Origin of the sequence: Cryobacterium sinapicolor (assembly GCF_004403465.1) — a bacterium.
Classification (GTDB): domain Bacteria; phylum Actinomycetota; class Actinomycetes; order Actinomycetales; family Microbacteriaceae; genus Cryobacterium; species Cryobacterium sinapicolor.
This window is the reverse complement of record NZ_SOGQ01000042.1, coordinates 39078-54688: the sequence shown is the minus strand read 5'-3', so window position 1 is coordinate 54688 and position 15611 is coordinate 39078. Positions and strand designations below refer to the sequence as shown.

The window sequence follows — 15611 nt, the reverse complement described above, 5'->3', positions numbered from 1 at the left end:
TGGTGCGCCACGTGGGGCACCCCGTCGAAAGAGGTTTCAGACAGTGACAGAGGCTAATGGGTTCCTCAACGGGCGCCTCCTGGTGGTGGCGTTCGAGGGCTGGAATGACGCCGGTGAGGCGGCAACCGGCGCCGTGGGCACCCTGAAGGACCTGCTGGATGTCTCCCCGATCGCGGAAATCGACCCCGAGATCTACTTCGATTACCAGTTCAACCGGCCGACCATTTCGGCCGGCGGCGAGGACGGCCGACGCAAGCTCGAGTGGCCGGGCGCCATACTCTACGGCCCGACGACCCCCGCTGGGGCGGGAGTTCCCCTCGCCGTCGACGCGCAGCTGCGGGTCAGCGGCACGAACGCCGGAAACATCTATCTGCTTCTCGGAACGGAACCGTCCCGCAGTTGGAAGGGATTCGCCGCGGAGATCCTCGACGCCGCACTGGCAGCGGACGTCGGCGGGATCGTGTTCCTCGGAGCGATGCTGGCCGATGTCCCCCACACTCGCCCGATCTCCATCTTCGTGTCCAGTGACAACCCGCAGGTGCGCGCCGAACTGCAGATCGAGCGCAGCACCTACGAAGGCCCCGTCGGTATCCTGAGCGTGCTCGCGATCGCCGCGGAAGAGGTCGGCATCCCGACCCTGTCGATCTGGGCATCCGTTCCCCACTACGTGCACAACGCGCCGTCGCCGAAGGCGATGCTCGCCCTGATCGACAAGCTTGAAGAGATCATCGACGTCGTCATCCCGCGCGGCGACCTGGTCACCGAGGCCGAGGACTGGCAGAGCGGCATCGACACGCTGGCCGCCGAGGACGACGAGATGGCAGCCTATATCGGACAGCTNCACGCTGGCCGCCGAGGACGACGAGATGGCAGCCTATATCGGACAGCTCGAACAGGCCCGGGACACGGTCGACTCCCCGGAGGCCAGCGGTGAGGCGATCGCGCAGGAATTCGAGAAATACCTGCGCAAGCGGGGCGATGGGCGGGACGGCCCCGGCGAGGGCCGGGCGGGGCCCGACGGGCCCCGCCCGGCCTAGAGAGCTACGCCGAGCAGCGCGTCGACGGCCAGGGCGACCAACGGCGGGTCGTCGACCCCTGCGTGCGCGGCGGCGTCCACAACCGCCAGTGACGCGGGTGTGTCGAGGTCCGCGGCCAGAGCAGCCCTCAGCTGGGCGACGACCTCGTGGGCTGTCCCGGTGCCGGCCGGGGCGGCTGCACCGAACGCGCCGGTCCAGGCAGCGAGACGGGACTCCGCCGCTCGGAGGTGGGCGTCTGTCCACTCCCAGTCGGTGCGGTAGTGCTGGTCGAGCAGGGCGAGGCGGATGGCTCGCGGGTCGGTTCCCTCGGCGCGCAGTGTGGACACGAGCACGAGGTTGCCGAGCGACTTGCTCATCTTCTCGCCCTGGTAGGCGACCATGCCGGTATGGCTGTAGACGCCGGCCAGCGGATGCCCGGACAGGGCTGCCGCGTGCCCCGCACTCATATCGTGGTGCGGGAAGATCAGGTCGCTGCCGCCGCCCTGCACCGTGAAGTCCGTGCCGAGTTCCTTCAGGGCGATGACCGAACACTCGATGTGCCAGCCTGGGCGGCCGGAACCGACGCGCGACGCCCAGGTCGGCTCTCCCGGGCGGGCCGTGCGCCAGAGCAGCGGGTCGAGCACGTCCCGCTTGCCCGGGCGGTCCGGATCTCCGCCGCGTTCGGAGAACAGGGTGAGCATGGCGTCCGAATTGAGATTGCTCTCGTCGCCGAGCGTCCACGAGCTCGCACGCTGGGCGGCCTCGATGTCGAAATAGATGTCGGACCCGGCAGGATCCGTCGGCTCGGGTGCGCCCTCGGCGGCCGGTTCCACGGGGACCGGGTAGGCGAGGCCAGCGTCCCAGAGCTGGGCCACGGCAACCGCGATCTCGTCGATGACCTCGGTGACGGCGACATAGTCGTTCGGCGGGATGATCGCCAGAGCCTCCATGTCGGTACGGAACAGGTCCACCTGCGACTCGGCGAGAGCTTTCCAGTTGACGCCGGTGGCCGCCGCTCGCTCGAGGAGCGGGTCGTCGACATCCGTCACGTTCTGCGCGTAGTGCACGCGGTAACCGGCATCCAGCCAGACCCGCTGCAGAGTGTCGAACGCCAGGTAGGTGGCCGCGTGGCCGAGGTGCGTGGCGTCGTAGGGGGTGATCCCGCACACGTACAGGCGGGCGACGTCGTTGGGCCGGGCCTCGATCAGGGCCGCGGTGGCGGTGTCGTGCAGCCAGGGGGGGCCCGACTGTCCGGGGAGTCGCGGAACTTCGGGTCGTTTCCAGGCACGCATCGTCCTAGCCTAACTAGGCGGAGATGGTGTTTGTCACCAGTAGGACCATCAGCACGAGGCCGAGCGCGATGCGGTAGATCACGAACGGGAGGAAGCTGTGCTTGGAAATGTAGCCCATGAAGAACTTGATCACGAAGAGGGCCACCACGAAGGCGACGACCGTGGCCGCCAGGGTGTCCCACGGCCCGAAGATCTCCGGCGTGCAGTTGGTCGCGCCGTCCAGGCACGGCTTCGCGATCGCCTTGTACATCTGGTAGAACCCACTGCCCAGGACTGCCGGGATCGCCAGCAGGAAGGCATAGCGTGCCGCGGCGGCACGCTCGTAGCCCATGAAGAGGCCGGCGGTGATGGTGCCGCCCGAGCGGGAAACGCCGGGGATCAGCGCGAGCGCCTGGGCGAAGCCGTAGACGACGCCGTGCGGCACGGTGAGGTCGCCCAGCCGGCGGCGCTTGGCCCCGACGTAGTCGGCGATGCCGAGCAGAACGCCGAAGCCGATCAGCACGCTGGCGGTGATCCACAGGTTGCGCAGGGATGACTCGATCTGATCCTGGAAGAGCAGGCCGAGCACCACGATGGGCAGAGACCCGAGAATGATCAGCCAGCCCATTCGCGCATCCGGGTCGGCGCGCGGAACCTTGCCGACAAGGGACTTGGACCACTGGCCGATGATGCGCACGATGTCTCGCCAGAAGAAGATCACCACGGCGACCTCGGTGCCGATCTGGATGATGGCGGTGAAACGGGCTCCCGGGTCGCCGCCGGTACCCAGGAATTCCCCGATGATGCGGATGTGGGCGCTGGAGGAGACCGGGAGGAATTCGGTCAGTCCCTGCACGAGTCCCAAGATGAGTGCGTCGATGAAGTTCACAAAAAGCCCTTTTGCTGATCAGTAGTTCGAGAGCAGGTCGGTCAGGACCCGCCTGCCAAACACTAATGCGTCGAGAGGCACCCGCTCGTCGACCCCGTGGAACATCGCCGGGAAATCAAGGTCGGCGGGGAGCTTGAGCGGGGCGAAGCCGTAGCCTTTGATCCCGAGGGTGCTGAGGGCCTTGTTGTCCGTGCCGGCGGAGAGCAGGTAGGGCAGCACGGGGGCGCCCGGATCGTGCCGGCCGAGGGTCTCGACGACGGCGTCGACGAGGGGCCCGCCGAACTCTGTCTCGAGGCCGATGTCGCGGTGCATGATCACGATCTCGATGTCGGGGCCGACCAGCGCGGCCACTTCGGCGAGCACGGCGTCCTCGTCTCCGGGCAGGGTGCGGATGTCGATGAGCGCCTCGGCCCGGTCCGGGATGACGTTGTGCTTGTACCCGGCCTGCAGAACGGTGGGATTGGTCGTGGTGCGCAGGCTCGCCTGGATGAAGCCGGAGGCCGTGCCGGTGGCGAGGGCCAGTTCGTCGGGACCGACACGTTGCGGGTCGACGCCGAGCACCCGGGCCAGCTCCGTCAGCAGCTGCGTGGTGGTGTCGGTCAGTCGGATGGGCCACTCGCGCCGACCGACCTTGGCGACCGCCTCGGCCAGCCGGGTCACGGCGTTGTTGTGGATCAGCCGGGATCCGTGGGCTGCGTCGCCCCGCGCCACCAGCTTGATCCAGATCAGGGCCTTCTCGCCCGTCTGCAGCAGGTAGGCGCGCTGGCCGCCGAGCGTGATCGAATACCCGCCGACCTCGCTGATGGCCTCGGTGGCACCATGGAAGAGCTCCGGGTGGGTGTCGACGAGGTAGTGCGAGCCGAGCACTCCCCCGGCCTCCTCGTCGGCGAAGAACGCCACGACCAGGTCCCGGGCCGGTTCCTGGTGGGAACCGAGGATGTCTTGGAGCGACGCGAGCATCATGGCATCCATGTTCTTCATGTCCACGGCTCCGCGGCCCCACAGCAGTCCGTCCTTGATCACGCCGGCGAACGGGTCCACCGACCAGGCGTCCGGGTCGGCGGGGACGACGTCGAGGTGGCCGTGGACCACGAGCGCGCCGCGGCTGCTGTCGCGACCCGGTACGCGCACGACGACACTCGTGCGCCCCGGTTCGGAATCGAACAGCCGCGGGGCCAGGCCCAGAGCCCGCAGGTTCGCCTCGACGTACTCGGCGGCATCCGTTTCACCGTTCGAACGGCCCTCACCATAATTCGTTGTGTCGAAACGGATGAGATCGCGGGCGATCGTGGCCGTGAGGTCCAGTGCATCGTCGGCCGGGGTGTTGTCAGCAGTGGAAAGCATGCCTGTCACGCTACCGGGCCTCTTCGCCGAACGGTGACGATGGGCGCGGCGGGAGGGCCGCAAAATCCGTGCTAGATTATCTATTCGGCGGCCGGGAACGACTGCTGAAACACCCGGCCCGGGTGGCGGAATGGCAGACGCGCTAGCTTGAGGTGCTAGTGCCCTTATGGGCGTGGGGGTTCAAGTCCCCCCTCGGGCACACAATAACAAAACCGGTTGATCTCCGGATTTCGCACGGTGAATAGGCCACACAATCGGTTTCGATTGTGTGGCCTATTTTATTGCCCAAACTGGAATGAACCACAGGTTGCGCAGCCTATTCCTCGAACTCCACGTTGCCGCGGCAGGCTACGCCCGGGCTGGGCACCAGGTCTTTGAAGCCGTGGCTGACGTACCGCCCGTAACTCTGGACGCGCCCGTCCGTGACGAAGTCGTCGTTGAATTCGGGCGGCTGGTTCTCTTGCGCGTCGGGGAGGTCTCGGCCCGAATAGGCGCAGGCCGAACTGGCTTTCCCTGCACCGGGCACCGGACTGCCGTTGCCACTGGTCTCTCCAGCCTGAACTGAAGTGGCGCCCACGAAGATGAGTCCGATGGCGACAACGCACCCAAGCACTATGCGTTTCATGAGTCTTCCTTTCAACAAGGGACGGCCCGACTGGCATCGGGTGAGCCAGCATCCCGCCCCGCCTCTGAAGAAAGTACTCCTCGGCTCCCATCGGGACAACGGACGTCGAACACACGGAGAGAAACGGCCAAAGTCGTGCCGGAGCACGCGACCTGAACGTGGCCAGACGTAAACACCGTCAACTAGGGCGTCCACCACGGTCGCAGCGGTAGATCGCCGGCATCGCCATCTGCTTCAGGCTTGACCGCCAGGATCTGATGCAGCTGGATCCCTCCCGTCTCGAACGCGAGTCGTGACCCGGCCATGTACAGCCCCCACACCTTTGCGGTGTGCAGCCCCACGTCGGCGACGGCCTCATCCCAGTGCTCGACGAGATTGCCGCACCAGTCGCGCAGGGTCAGCGCGTAGTGCAGGCGCAGATTCTCGTCGTGCACCACCTCCAGGCCGACGTCCTGTGCCGAGCTGATGACGCGGCCCGAGCCGGCAAGCTCCCCGTCGGGGAAGACGTAGCGGTCGATGAACCCGCGCGTGGACGGTTCGGAGCGGTTGTCCGGCCGGGTGATGCAGTGGTTGAGCAGCAATCCGCCGGGGCGCAGCCGGGATTGCAGGAAGCCGAAGTACGACGGATAGTTGCGCACTCCGATGTGCTCAAGCAGCCCGATCGACGACACGGCATCGAAACCTGTCTCTGCGACGTCGCGGTAGTCGCCGTGGCGCACCTGGGCCAGGGCGGTCAGACCCTCCTCGACGATTTCCTGCCGGGCCCACGCGGCCTGCTGTTCCGACAGCGTCACGCCGGTGGCCGCGACTCCGCGGCGGGCTGCGTAGCGCACCATGCCGCCCCAGCCGCATCCGACGTCGAGCAGCCGGTCGCCCGGCCCGAGCCGCAGCTTCTCGAACACCAGCCGGTACTTGTTCTCCTGTGCCTCGTTGAGCGACACCTCGGGGTCCGGGTAGCACGCACAGGTGTAGGTCATCGACGGCCCGAGAACCCATTCGTAGAAGCTGTTCGACACGTCGTAGTGGTGATGGATCGCTTCCGCGTCTCGGATCTTGCTGTGCCGGAGTCCCCCGACGGCGCGGCGCCAGCGCGGCGACCCCTCCTGCGGCGGCGGCGCGATGGGGCGGAGGTGCCGGGCGCCGATGGAGCGGAGGATGCTGGCCGTCACTCGCGGCGAGGGCAGCGTGAAGACCAGTTCGCCGGCGAGAGCCTTCAACAGCTCGTAGGGGTCGCCGGGGTGCACCCCGTGCACTGCAAGGTCGCCGGCGATGTAGGCGCGAGCCAGACCCAGATCGCCGCGGCCCGTGGCCAAATAGGTCGTGCCGCGCGGCGTCTTCAACTCGAGCCCCAGCGGTGCGTCCATCGGACCGGCCGAACTGCCGTCGTAGGCGGTGACTCTGAGCGGGAGGCGTCCGCCGGCAAGGATCTCCAGGATCTGGGCAAGTGTGAGCTTTCCCGGTGTGACCGACCTCCCTGCCGTTTCCGCTTTCTCCGGCGGATGTCCCTTGTACGTGGTCATCGTCGTTGCACCGCCTTCGCGAAGAGGTCGAGGAGTCGTGAATCGGGGTCATACCGCCTCTTCACGGTGCGATAGGTTTCACCGCCATAGAGTTCGTCGAATTCTTCCGAAGAATAGTAGGACTCGGAATACAGCGATTTGTGCCCGTGAAAGTTGCTGACCGTGCGTTCGATCAGACGGTTCGTCTCCCCGTCGGAGGACCCCAGCGGCACCGTGGACCAGAAACCGATGTTGACGTAGGTCTGCTGCGGCGCCATCGGATAGAGCGGCCAGCTATCCCCCTGCAGCCGCAGCGGGCACAGCCAGATCGGCGCGATCGGCACCGTGGCGAGGAACCAGTCCAGGAAATCCGCGCACCCCTCGATCGGCACCTCGACGTCCTGCACGACGCGTTCGCGGGGTGGACGGCCGCGTAGTCGTTCGATGCGATCCCCGATCCGGAATCGCCGCTCGAAGCGCATCAACTTCCAATAGAAGCTGCTGCGCCGAAACGTTTGCGGCCAGAGTCGGCGGATCCACGGACGCTGAGCGCCGAACGCCTCCGAGCACCAGAACCAGTCCGTGTCCCACCGCCACAGGTAGTCGTGGATCGTGAGCCGGTCGTGCGTGATGCCGTCATCGTGCCGAATGGAGCGAAAGTAGATCTGTTGTCCGGTGTAGTCGCTCACCGGGCCGGATGTCGTGGTCTGGGTACCCACAGTCAGGTAGCTCTCGTCGGCACTGAACACCACGCCGTCAAGGTAGTCCACGCGCTCACCGTCCCCTGCGCCGGTCACGGTGAGGCGATCAATCGCCGCGACCAGGTCGGTGAGCGAGTGGAACCGCAGATGCCGAAGCGCGACAAAAGGATGTACCGGTTCCAGTTCAATGCATAGGCGCACCGCATAGCCGAGCGTGCCGTACGAGTTGGGGAAGGCGCGGTAGAGGTCTTCGTGCTCGACGGGCGAGGCGGTGACCACCTCTCCCGCCCCGGTGAGGATGTCCAATTCCAGTACCGACTCGTGCGGCAGACCGTTACGGAAGGACGTCGACTCGATGCCGAGGCCGGTGACCGCGCCGCCCAGGGTGATCGTCTTCAGTTGCGGCACCACCAGCGGTGTCAAACCGTGGGGCAGCGTCGCGGCCACCAGATCTTCGTAGGTGCACATGCCGCCCACGTCCGCGGTGCGCGCTGTCGGATCGACGGCGATCACACGAGTCAGACCCGACACGTCCAGGCCAACGGCGTGCGCCTGCGCCCGGGAGCGGAACAAATTAGAAGTGCGCTTGGCGAGCCGCACGGAGGCCGACGGCGGCACCGCCCGATAGCTGTCGAGGAGGCGCTCCACGCCGGCCGCGTGCGCGGTGCGGAGATCGATCGCGGGAGGGGACACGCCAACAAACTAGTACTCGGTCACCACGACCGCACTGGCCGGCGGCGACGCATCCGATCCCCGCGGACAACCGTGCAGGGCTACACCGCTTCGGTGAGGGCTCCGGAGAGGACTTCGTCCAAGGCCAGGACGGTGTCCTCCGGTGATGTTCCCAGCGCCAGTGCCAGCTCGGACTCCAACAGCTGACGTGACTTGGCGAGCATCCGCTTCTCACCGGCGGACACGCCGCCGTCCTGTTCACGGCGCCACAGGTCCCGGACGACTTCGGCGACGCGGGTCACGCTGTCACTCGCCATTTTTTCCTGGTTGGCCTTGAACCGGCGGCTCCAGTTCGTGGCTTCCTCGGTGAACGGCTCACGCAGAACCTTGTAGACCTCTTCCAGCCCCGCGGCATCGATGACGTCACGCACTCCGACGAGACCCGCATTCGCGATGGGAAGCTGGATGGTGAGCTGCGACGAATGCACGCGCAGCGTCATCGCCGGCTGCTCGACGCCCTTCAGGGTTATGGTGGAGAGCTCGGTAAGGGTGACCGCACCGTGGTGCGGGTAGACGAGGGTTTCCCCAACAATGAACTTCAAACTCACTCGATTCAGATCGTGCTGCATGCGGCGTCCCGGTGGCGCCGACTAGCCGAATTCCCGATGGCCAACCTGTCAATCGTGCCACAGTCCCCTGAATGTTCACCTTGCGGCCATCATCGTGGTGCGGCGTGCTGTGGCGTGGTGTGCAATCCGGCCGACGGCTGCTGCTGGGTGATGCAGTGGATGCCCCCGCCTCGCTCGAACAATGGCCGCGCCTCGACCGACACGACCGTTCGGCCTGGGTACGCCCTGGCCAGAATTTCCCGCGCGGCCTGGTCGGCCCGCTCCTCGCCGAAACCGCAGGCGATCACGCCGCCGTTGACGACGAGGTGGTTGACGTAGTTGTAGTCCACGAAGCCATCCTTGTCCGTCAGCGCGGCCGGGGCCGGCAGGTCGACGATGGTTACGGCACGGCCCGTGGCATCCGTCGCCTCGGCGAGCACGGCGCGGAGCTGCCGGGTCACGGCATAGTCGGGGTGGGCCGGGTCGTCCTGGGTGTGCATCAACACGGTTCCCGGTGAGGGGAGGACGGCCACCATGTCGACATGGCCGCGGGTGCCGTAGCGCTGCTGGTCGCGGGTCAGGCCGCGGGGCAGCCAGAGAACGCGGGTGGCGCCGAGGGTGCGGGCGAATTCGGCCTCGACCCTGGCCTGGTCGACGTAGGGGTTTCGACCCGGATCCAACTGAACGGTGTGGGTGGCCAGCACAGTCCCCCTGCCGTCCACGTGGATTCCGCCGCCCTCGTTCACCAGAACCGAGGAGATCCCCGTCGCGCCGGAGGCGGCGGTGACGATCCTGCCGATCTCCGCGTCCCTGCCCCAGCGCGCCCAGTCCTGGGCACCCCAGCCGTTGAACGTCCAGTCCACCGCCCCCAACTGCCCGTCGTCGCCCAGAACGAAGGTCGGGCCGATATCGCGCATCCAGGCGTCGTCGAGCGGCGCCTCGATGACCTCGATTTCCGCGGACAGGTACCGACGAGCCATCCCCATCTCGGCCGGGTCGACGACCATGGTGACGGGTTCGAAATCGAGGGCCGCGTGAGCGACCGCAGCCCAGGTGCGGCGCGCTTCGTCAGCGGAATCCGCGTCCGTGCCCAGGGTGTAGCCGGCCACCGGGAACGCCATCCACACCCGATCCTGCGGCGCGGACTCCGCCGGCATCAACCAGGTCACGACTCCCCCGCCGTCACGGTCGAGCCGAACGGTTGAGTCGGGTCGACCGGCGCGGTCAGGCCCGCGTAGCTGTCCGGACGCCGGGTGGCGAGGAAGGGGAACAACGTGAGCCACTCCTGCCGCTGCGCCAGGTCGAGGTCGGCGACCAGCACCGCGGACTCGTCACGGGGCGCCTGTACGAGCACACGACCATAGGGGTCTGAGATGAAGGAGGAGCCGTAGAAGGTCAGATCACCCTCGTCGCCGTGACGGTTGGGTACCACCATGAACAGGCCGCTGGTGATGCCGTTGGCCACGATCACCTGCCGCCACAGGGGCTCGGTGTCGAAGGTCGGAAAGCCGGGCTCCGAGCCGATCGCCGTGGGATAGACCAGCAGCTGGGCGCCGCCAAGGCCGTACAGTCGCGACACCTCGGGGAACCATTCGTCCCAGCAGGTGGGCAGCCCGATCCGGGCACCGCCCAGTTCCGCCGGGGCGTACACGGGGTACGCGTCCTCGGCCGGGCCCGACCGGAACCAGGTGTCTTCGTAGTAGCCCTCGGTCACCGGGATGTGAATTTTGCGGGTTCGCCCGAGCAGTCGCCCGGTCGGCGACACCATGACGGCCGTGTTGTAACCGCGCGGGTCCTCCGGGGCGTCGTCGGCGTGCGGCCGCTCATAGAGGGAGGCGTGCACGACGACGCCGTGCTTGCGGGCCTGCTCGGCCGCGAAGGTGAAGGTCGGTCCGGTGAGCAGGTCCTCGGCCGTCTCCTTCGGCGCACCCTGGGCGCGCTCGTTGGCCGGGTATTTCCGCAGGGTCAGCTCGGGCAGGAAGACGACGCGGGCACCCTGGTCGGCGGCCAGGCGGATGCCGTCGGCCAGCTCCGCGCGCAGCGTTTCCTGATCGGCGTGCCAGCGGTGCTGCACTAGGCCGACCCGGATCAGCGGCCCGGCCTCGCCCGCCGTGCGGGTCAGTGGTTCGGCGATGCCGGGGGCGTGGATCACAAGCATGAGGAGGCCTTCCCGCGAATTAATTGATCAAGTGATCAATAACAGATGATTAAAGATATATAGACTCAGGTTCCATGTCAACCGATCCGAGCGCATCCCGGCGCAAGGCACCGATCGAACGGGCCGCGGAAATCGCCCGCAGGTCCCAGGAGATCGCCCTCGACGAGGGTCTGTCCGCCCTGACGCTGCGCGCGGTTGCTTCCCGCGTCGGGGTGACCCCTGCCCTGGTCAGTCACTACCAGCCGAGCATGGACGCGCTGGTGGCGCAAACGTTCGGGGCGATCGTCGCGGCCGAGATCAGCGAGGTGGCCGAGGAATTGGCACCCTGCGAGACATCTGTGGCGGCCCTGAAGACCCTGATCGACTCGCTGCTCGGACCCGAGCGCAGCGCGGTCACCGCCGTCTGGCTCGATGCCTGGAGCCTCGGCCGACGCCACCCTGCACTCGCGGTGGAGGTAGGCGCGCAGATGGACGCCTGGCAGGCGTTCCTCGCCGAGTTACTGAAAACGGGGTGCGTACGCGGCGAATTCCGGGCGATCGACCCGGATGCGGTCGCCTGGCAACTTCTGGCGATCATCGACGGGCTGAACGCGCACGCCGTCGTGCGCTATGGTCATGCGCAGCGGCTGCGCGGTCTCGTGCGCACTGTCGCCGAACACGAGTTGGGCCTGCCCCCGGGTGCCCTCGACTCCGGGGACAACCCAGAACCCTGATCCGAACGGCGCCGGCCCCGGCACCGGATGCCGGCCCTGTAGGCTGACACACAGACTTCCGGTCACAGTTCTGCTGCGACCGGACGAGCACTGGTTGAGACAGTGCAAGAGGCTCTGGCGATTCGTCGCCGGGGCCTTTCTCGTTTCCGGGCCGTCTTCCGAGCCTGGTGGGTATGACGAGCCGGGCGATCGTCTCCGCGGTGGCCCGGAGCCGCACCGATTCGCGTTGACAACCTGAGGGCCCCGGAGCACTATGTGTCACAATTCCGTGCCCCGTCGCTGCCGCCGGGCACCTTTTCGAGGTGGAGGCCCCTGTGCAGATTCCAGCTTCCTTCGACTATGTGCGCGCCAGCACCGTCGACGATGCGATCAGTCTTCTCGAGCGCCACGGGCCGGAGTCCCGGGTCGTAGCGGGCGGGCACAGCCTTCTGCCGATGATGAAGCTCCGGCTGGCCAGACCCGAATGGCTGATCGACATCAACGAGCTCTTCGAACTGGACTTCGTGCTCCGGGACGCCAATACGCTGCGGGTCGGTGCGATGACGCGCCACGCCACGCTGCTGGAGTCTCCCGAGATTGCCCGGCTGTTTCCGATCGTCGCCGATGCGGAGCGGGTGATCGCCGATCCCACGGTGCGGAACCGCGGAACCATCGGCGGGTCCCTGTGCCAGGCCGACCCCGCCGAAGATCTTTCCACGGTCTGCAAGGTTCTGCGGGCGGAGGCGGTCATCCGCGGGCCCGGCGGCGAGCGCGTGCTCAGCATGCACGACTTTCACAAGGGGCCCTATGAGACCGCCGTGGCTCACAACGAACTCCTCGTCGAGGTGCGCTTCCCGATCCGCCCCCACTCGGGCAGCGCCTACGAGAAGGTCGAACGTCGCGTCGGTGACTGGGCCGTTGTCGCGGCGGGAGCAGCGGTGTCCCTGGCCTCTGACGGCACGATCGACGACGTCACCATCGGTCTGACCGCCGTTGGCATCGAAGGGACGGTGACCGAGGCCGAGACCCTGCTGCGCGGCCACCGGCCGGGGGAAGAACTGTTCGTAGCGGCCGGGCGGCTCGCCGCGTTGGCGAGCGACCCGGTCGCCGACCAGCGGGGTCCAGTCGACTACAAGCGGCACCTTGCCGACGAACTCACCCGGCGGGTGCTGCGGCGCGCTGCCGCCCGCGCCGGCGAAGCTCAGGAAGGCTAAGTCCATGCAGATCAGCATGACCATCAACGGCACTGACATCACCGAGGAGATCGAACCCCGGGTGTTGCTCGTTCACTTCATCCGCGACCAGCTGCGGCTGACCGGGACGCACTGGGGGTGTGACACCTCGAACTGCGGAACCTGCGTCGTGCTGATGGACGGCCGGCCGGTCAAATCCTGCACGGTGCTCGCGGCGATGGCCGACGGCCATTCCATCACCACGGTCGAGGGTCTCGCCACCGGGGCCACGCTCGATCCCGTGCAGCAGGGGTTCATGGAGGAACACGGCCTGCAGTGCGGGTTCTGCACGCCGGGGATGATGCTCACCGCCCGGGCACTGCTGGACCACAACCCGCACCCGGACGACGGGGAGATCCGCGAGGCGATCTCCGGCCAGATGTGTCGGTGCACCGGCTACGCGACCATCGTGCGCTCGGTGCAGTGGGCGGCGGCCCACCCCGCGGGGCAGGACCGAATGGACGAGATGGAAGAGAACGCAGGAGAAGAGGTGACGGCATGACCATCATCGAGGAGCGGGCGGCGAATCCGGCAGCCGGAGACGAGAACCGCCCGATCGGTTACGGCCGCATCCAGCGCAAGGAAGACCCCCGCTTCGTGCGGGGCAAGGGGCACTACGTCGATGACATCGTGCTGCCCGGGATGCTGCACGGCGCCATCCTGCGCTCCCCCGTGGCGCACGCCCGCCTGGTGTCGATCGACACCAGCGCCGCGCTCGCCCACCCGGGCGTGGTGGCCGTGATCACCGGCCAGGACCTGCTCGGCCTCAAGCTTGCCTGGGCTCCGACCCTGTCCGCCGACGTGCAGGCGGTGCTCGCCACCGACAAGGTGCGATTCCAGGGGCAGGAGGTCGCCTTCGTGATCGCCGAGGATCGGTACGCAGCGCGCGACGCACTCGAGCTGATCGAGGTCGACTACGACGTGCTGCCGCCGGTCATCGACGTGCGCACGGCCCTCGACCCCGGCGCCCCCGTCATCCGCGATGACCTTGAGGGCCGCACCGACAACCACATCTTCGACTGGGAGGCCGGCAACTCGGCCGAGACCGACGCGGTCTTCGCCTCCGCGGACGTCGTCGTGTCCCAAGAGGTGGTCTACCCCCGCGTGCACCCGGCACCGATGGAGACCTGCGGGGCCGTCGCCGACTTCGAACCGATCGAAGGCGCGCTGACCCTGTACGAGACGAGTCAGGCGCCACACGCGCACCGAACCCTGTTCGCGATCGTGTCGGGCATCCCCGAGCACAAGATCCGCATCGTCTCCCCCGATATCGGCGGTGGCTTCGGCAACAAGGTCGGGATCTACCCCGGCTATATCCTCGCCGTCGTCGGGTCGATCGTGACCGGACGGCCGGTGAAGTGGATGGAGGACCGGTCCGAGAACCTGATGAGCACCTCCTTCGCCCGCGACTACATCATGCAGGGCGAGATCGCCGCCACGAAGGACGGCAAGATTCTCGCCGTGCGGTCGACCGTGCTCGCGGACCACGGCGCCTTCAACGCCACCGCCCAGCCAACGAAGTACCCGGCCGGTTTCTTCCACATCTTCACCGGCAGCTACGATCTTCAGGCCGCGCACTGCAAGGTGACCGGCGTGTACACGAACAAGGCGCCGGGCGGCGTCGCCTATGCCTGTTCCTTCAGGGTCACCGAGGCGGTCTACCTGGTCGAACGGCTCGTGGACATGCTCGCACACAAGCTGGAGATGGACCCCGCGAAACTGCGGTTGATGAACCTGATCAAGCCCGAGCAGTTCCCGTACAAGAACAAGACCGGGTGGGAGTACGACTCGGGCAACTACGAGCAGGCGCTGCGCAAGTCGATGGAGATGGCCGGCTACGACGACCTGCGGCGCGAACAGCAGGAGAAGCGCGCTCGCGGCGAGCTGATGGGGATCGGAATCTCCTTCTTCACCGAGACCGTGGGCGCCGGGCCGCGCAAGCATATGGACATCGTCGGCCTGGGCATGGCGGATGGAGCCGAGCTGCGCATCCATCCCACCGGAAAGGCCGTCGTTCGCATCTCGGTGCAGAGCCAGGGGCAGGGCCATGAGACGACCTTCGCCCAGATCGTAGCCGAGGAGATCGGCATCCCCCCGGAAGACATCGACGTCGTGCACGGGGACACTGACCAGACCCCGTTCGGTCTAGGCACCTACGGCAGCCGGTCGACCCCCGTCAGTGGCGCAGCCGTGGCTCTGGTCGCACGAAAGGTGCGGGAGAAGGCCAAGTTCATCGCGGCCGCGATGCTGGAGGCCCGGCCCGAAGACCTCGAATGGGAGAAGGGCCGCTGGTTCGTCAAGGGCGACCCAAGCGTCGGCAAGACCATGGCGGAGATCGCGATGGGCGCGCATGGCACGGTCACCCTGCCGGAAGGGATCGACGGCAACCTCGATGCCGAGGTCACCTACGATCCGCCGAACCTGACCTTCCCCTTCGGCGCCTACATCTGCGTGGTGGACGTCGACCCCGGTACCGGTCACGTCACGGTGCGCCGGTTCATCGCCGTCGACGACTGCGGCACCCGGATCAACCCGATGATCATCGAGGGGCAGGTGCACGGCGGCCTCACCGACGGGGTCGGCATGGCCCTGATGCAGTTCATCGAGTTCGACAAGGAGGGCAACAACCTCGGCGGCACCTTCATGGACTACCTCATCCCCACGGCTCTGGAGGTGCCGGACTGGGAGACCGGGTTCACCGTGACCCCGTCGCCGCACCACCCGATCGGAGCGAAAGGCATCGGCGAGTCCGCCACCGTCGGGTCGCCACCGGCCATCGTCAACGCGGTGGTCGACGCCCTCGCGCCCTTCGGCATCACGCACATGGATATGCCGTGCACCCCCGCCCGGGTCTGGGAGGCCATGCAGGGCCGGCCACGCCCGCCGATCTGATCCGCGGGTCGC

Annotated in this window: 13 protein-coding genes, 1 tRNA gene and 1 pseudogene; 6 read left to right on the top strand and 9 right to left on the bottom strand. The window is 67.3% G+C overall.

Annotation, left to right across the window (positions count from 1 at the left end; all coding sequences use genetic code 11):
• The first annotated feature begins 43 nt into the window (after window positions 1-43).
• Window positions 44-1037: pseudogene (locus tag E3T28_RS08680) on the top strand (proteasome assembly chaperone family protein).
• Here the strand turns inward: E3T28_RS08680 and mshC are convergent.
• Genes mshC through E3T28_RS08665 form a run of 3 tightly spaced genes read right to left on the bottom strand, consistent with a single transcriptional unit; the run spans window position 1034 to window position 4520 of the window.
• Window positions 1034-2308, bottom strand: a complete 1275-nt coding sequence (mshC, locus tag E3T28_RS08675; RefSeq protein WP_134429809.1) for a cysteine--1-D-myo-inosityl 2-amino-2-deoxy-alpha-D-glucopyranoside ligase — start codon at window positions 2306-2308, stop codon at window positions 1034-1036. The pseudogene E3T28_RS08680 and the gene mshC overlap by 4 nt on opposite strands.
• A gap of 13 nt (window positions 2309-2321) precedes the next feature.
• Entirely contained in the window at window positions 2322-3176 is an 855-nt protein-coding gene (locus tag E3T28_RS08670) for an undecaprenyl-diphosphate phosphatase (protein WP_134429807.1), read from the bottom strand.
• 18 nt (window positions 3177-3194) lie between these two features.
• Window positions 3195-4520, bottom strand: coding sequence for a M20/M25/M40 family metallo-hydrolase (locus tag E3T28_RS08665; protein ID WP_134429805.1), 1326 nt, complete (start codon window positions 4518-4520; stop codon window positions 3195-3197).
• 116 nt (window positions 4521-4636) lie between these two features.
• Here E3T28_RS08665 and E3T28_RS08660 point away from each other — a divergent pair.
• Window positions 4637-4719 (top strand) — tRNA-Leu (locus tag E3T28_RS08660).
• A gap of 117 nt (window positions 4720-4836) precedes the next feature.
• On the opposite strand, the gene E3T28_RS08655 is transcribed toward E3T28_RS08660, so the two are convergent.
• The 6 genes from E3T28_RS08655 to E3T28_RS08630 form a co-directional block, all read right to left on the bottom strand.
• A complete protein-coding gene (locus E3T28_RS08655; RefSeq protein WP_134429803.1) occupies window positions 4837-5145 on the bottom strand; it encodes a hypothetical protein in 309 nt (102 codons plus the stop codon).
• Between the two features lie 182 nt (window positions 5146-5327).
• The gene (locus E3T28_RS08650; protein ID WP_134429801.1) at window positions 5328-6665 is read right to left on the bottom strand and encodes a class I SAM-dependent methyltransferase; all 1338 of its coding nucleotides are present in this window, start codon (window positions 6663-6665) and stop codon (window positions 5328-5330) included.
• The gene (locus E3T28_RS08645; protein ID WP_241979243.1) at window positions 6662-7993 is read right to left on the bottom strand and encodes an FAD-binding oxidoreductase; all 1332 of its coding nucleotides are present in this window, start codon (window positions 7991-7993) and stop codon (window positions 6662-6664) included. Before E3T28_RS08645 ends, E3T28_RS08650 begins: the two co-directional genes overlap by 4 nt.
• A 125-nt stretch (window positions 7994-8118) precedes the next feature.
• On the bottom strand, window positions 8119-8619 hold the full coding sequence (locus tag E3T28_RS08640; protein ID WP_134429797.1) for a CarD family transcriptional regulator: 501 nt from the start codon (window positions 8617-8619) through the stop codon (window positions 8119-8121).
• A gap of 116 nt (window positions 8620-8735) precedes the next feature.
• Window positions 8736-9794 carry an agmatine deiminase family protein gene (locus E3T28_RS08635; RefSeq protein WP_134429795.1) on the bottom strand — a complete coding sequence of 353 codons (1059 nt, stop codon included), beginning with the start codon at window positions 9792-9794 and terminating at the stop codon, window positions 8736-8738.
• Window positions 9791-10783, bottom strand: coding sequence for a nitrilase-related carbon-nitrogen hydrolase (locus tag E3T28_RS08630; protein ID WP_134429793.1), 993 nt, complete (start codon window positions 10781-10783; stop codon window positions 9791-9793). The genes E3T28_RS08635 and E3T28_RS08630 overlap by 4 nt, the downstream gene beginning before the upstream one ends.
• A 74-nt stretch (window positions 10784-10857) precedes the next feature.
• Between E3T28_RS08630 and E3T28_RS08625 the strand changes: the two genes are divergently transcribed.
• From E3T28_RS08625 to E3T28_RS08610, 4 genes are all read left to right on the top strand, one after another.
• A complete protein-coding gene (locus tag E3T28_RS08625; protein ID WP_134429791.1) occupies window positions 10858-11496 on the top strand; it encodes a TetR/AcrR family transcriptional regulator in 639 nt (212 codons plus the stop codon).
• 314 nt (window positions 11497-11810) lie between these two features.
• Window positions 11811-12689 carry an FAD binding domain-containing protein gene (locus tag E3T28_RS08620; RefSeq protein WP_134429789.1) on the top strand — a complete coding sequence of 293 codons (879 nt, stop codon included), beginning with the start codon at window positions 11811-11813 and terminating at the stop codon, window positions 12687-12689.
• Window positions 12690-12693: 4 nt separating this feature from the next.
• Complete coding sequence (locus E3T28_RS08615) at window positions 12694-13209, top strand: (2Fe-2S)-binding protein (protein WP_134370161.1); 516 nt, start codon at window positions 12694-12696, stop codon at window positions 13207-13209.
• Complete coding sequence (locus E3T28_RS08610; RefSeq protein ID WP_134429787.1) at window positions 13206-15599, top strand: aerobic carbon-monoxide dehydrogenase large subunit; 2394 nt, start codon at window positions 13206-13208, stop codon at window positions 15597-15599. Before E3T28_RS08615 ends, E3T28_RS08610 begins: the two co-directional genes overlap by 4 nt.
• Window positions 15600-15611 lie beyond the last annotated feature (12 nt).